Source organism: Paenibacillus germinis (assembly GCF_013141785.1).
Lineage (GTDB): Bacteria > Bacillota > Bacilli > Paenibacillales > NBRC-103111 > Paenibacillus_E > Paenibacillus_E phytorum.
In genome coordinates this window covers 1-2653 of sequence record NZ_WHOC01000023.1, presented here as the reverse complement: position 1 = coordinate 2653, position 2653 = coordinate 1, and the positions used below count along the sequence as shown (strand labels likewise).

At 43.6% G+C, this 2653-nt stretch carries 2 protein-coding genes; both read right to left on the bottom strand.

Features of this window, described 5'->3' with window-relative positions:
• Positions 1–594: 594 nt before the first annotated feature.
• Positions 595–1359 carry an SDR family oxidoreductase gene (locus GC102_RS05920; RefSeq protein ID WP_171688633.1) on the bottom strand — a complete coding sequence of 255 codons (765 nt, stop codon included), beginning with the start codon at positions 1357–1359 and terminating at the stop codon, positions 595–597.
• A gap of 88 nt (positions 1360–1447) precedes the next feature.
• A complete protein-coding gene (locus GC102_RS05915) occupies positions 1448–2269 on the bottom strand; it encodes a MerR family transcriptional regulator (RefSeq protein WP_171688632.1) in 822 nt (273 codons plus the stop codon).
• Positions 2270–2653 lie beyond the last annotated feature (384 nt).

Below are 2653 nucleotides of genomic sequence, written 5' to 3'. Positions count from 1 at the left end.
TACTTTCAATAATGAAATCATTAAATACCTGTATTGGTAGTATATGGTATATTATTATACAGGGGGGTGTTCTAATTGCTCAACTAATAAAACTGGCTTTCATATTAGGTATTTTTTCTTTTATTAGCACTTTAATTTTTCCAATAATAATTGCATTTACTTTAATTGTTATTGCTATATTATTTAGTGCCATTGCCGCTATTAAGCATTCGCACATTTACTTCAATAGACTAATCTTTTATTGAACTATCGGGAGACGATTGTTGAATAGTGGCAGCCACTGCAGCGGCAGTCTAGGACTTTATTTTCACGTCCTAGTCCGCCGCTATTTCTTTTATCGGATCAGTGATCAGTCTAAAACTTTATTTTCAATGAACATCAACAAGGCATTGAGCAAATCTGATTGCTAAAATGATAAAAAGAGGATGCTCCATTACTGAGCAATCCTCTTTTTGTTTCTTCCTTACTTGAAGAGACTTTTGATGAGATACCAAAAGGTTACTGGCTTGCCCCTACATAAATAAAGGTAAGTTTTACTACGACTGAACATAAAACCAGCCCTTCCATTTTGTTTGGAAGGGCTATTGATTGAACTTATAAATGTGACCCGCCCGTGGCGTCGACCATCTGTCCGGTAATCCAACGACCGTCCGATGAAGAGAGGAAAGCCACGATGTCTGCAATATCCGAAGGCTCGCCGACCCTGCCGAGGGCAGACATTTCGGCTGCTTGTTGTTGACCTTCCGGCGTATACAGCCATTCCGCATTCACGTCCGTATCGACGATGCCAGGGAGCACGGCATTAACTGTAATCCCACGGGACCCTATTAGTTTCGCAAGATGCAGGGTGAACGTATTTATGGCACCTTTCGTCAAATTGTACGCCATAATATGAGGATAGGCAATTCGCGTAACACCTGAAGAGATGTTGATAATTCGCCCTCCGTCACGCAGAAGTTGCAAGGTCTGCTGGACGAGGAAAAACGGTGCTTTTACATTAACTGCAAATATCGTGTCGAAATCCTTCTCCGTGGTTTCCTCCAATGTTTTGGAAGTTCCTATACCGGCATTATTAACGAGAATATCGATCTGGTTCCGACCTGTTAGGCGAAGGAGCGTTTCCTCCATGGTTTTAACCAAATTCGTTACCCCGGCAACGGTTTCGAGATTTGCGCCTATGGCCAAAGCCCGTCCGCCTTGGGCTTCAATGGTCCGAACGACTTCCTCTCCCGCAGCATGGCGGTTGCCATAGTGAACGATAACTAGAGCACCCTCTTGCGCCAGTCGCAGCGCAATTCCTTTTCCGATACCGCGACTTCCGCCTGTAACTAGTGCAATTTTTCCTTCCAATCTTTTCATAGAACTCACTCCTTTACGATGTATAGTGCTACTGTACACCTTCCTGTAAAGGGGAGAGTCAAGAGGAGATAAAGATATACAAATGATCTCATCCAAGTTCAAGGGGAATGAGCAGTTCAGCCAATCGCATTTTTCCGTAAATATCTTTGTCCGAAGTTAAATAGGTTTCACGGATCGGCTCTTTATAGGAACGGACATAGCCATGAGATGAGATCCACGATACTAACTGATCAGCAGCAAGGCAAGAGTTGTCGTAAGGATTGCAGAGGTGCACAAGGGAAGCGGCCGCTTTTAACTCGGGCAGATGGCGGACGTTTACTCTTTCGTTGCTTGGAATAACCTTTGTTAGCGGTATTGCAACCTCTAGATCGGCTTGGTCCGTATCCGTGCCGCCATGATTATTCCATAGAATCGTCAGATCTCGTCCTTCGTCCTCCCCATAGGCATTGACATACCGTGTGAGTTCGTCAAGCAGAAGACATAGGTGCGTACGTGGAACGATATCACGAATAGAAGCTGTAAGTTGAGGTTGTACGTTACGAACGGTTATCGGTGTTTCATGTTGGCGATTATCCGCTTCTTCGGCGCGGGTAATCCTGTTATCGATTTCTTTCAACTGTTGCTGGGCTTCCAGGATGGAATGCTCAAGTTCTTTCTTTTTATCGGCTAACTTTAGTTTTACTTCGGGGAATGTATGCTCTTCCAAAAAGGGTTTTATTTGATCCAGCGTGAAACCATGCTCCTTAAAGGCGGTAATACGCTTAACGGTTAGAAGCTGCTCTTGGGTATAGTACCGATAGCCATTTTTAGGATCTATGGCGGCGGGCTCAAGTAGTCTTACACTATCGTAAAATCTTAATGCTTTGACAGAAACACCGCTCAACTTGGAAAAAGCACTGATCTTTAGCATTGCACAACGGACTCCTTTCTTATAATCAAATGCCCTATACCTATAATATACAATAACGTGAATCGTAAAGGTATTGCTGCTGGGAAAGCTTTGCCGTTACAGATAGCGCGGTTGGAATAAACCAAAGAAACAACATTGGAATACCAGTTAGAGGTAGTGATGGACTTACCGTTCACAACAAGTAACGCAGTAACGATCCAGATGTACGATCCGAGCATGCCGGTAGGCACCATGAGTGAGATTTTTATGAACCATCCGCATTGTAATCCTCCTGAGAAGTTAAAAATACTTTTGATACAGGACGTTGTTGACTAGGATGGTCGTTGAACTAACGGAAACGATAAAGAAGGAGCTTGCATCGCGGCAGCTCTTTCTTTGTTCATT

Excerpts from the sequence above, each read along its gene's own strand:
- GC102_RS05920 (WP_171688633.1), bottom strand. The coding sequence starts at position 1,359 with ATGAAAAGATTGGAAGGAAAAATTGCACTAGTTACAGGCGGAAGTCGC.
- GC102_RS05915 (WP_171688632.1), bottom strand. The coding sequence starts at position 2,269 with ATGCTAAAGATCAGTGCTTTTTCCAAGTTGAGCGGTGTTTCTGTCAAA.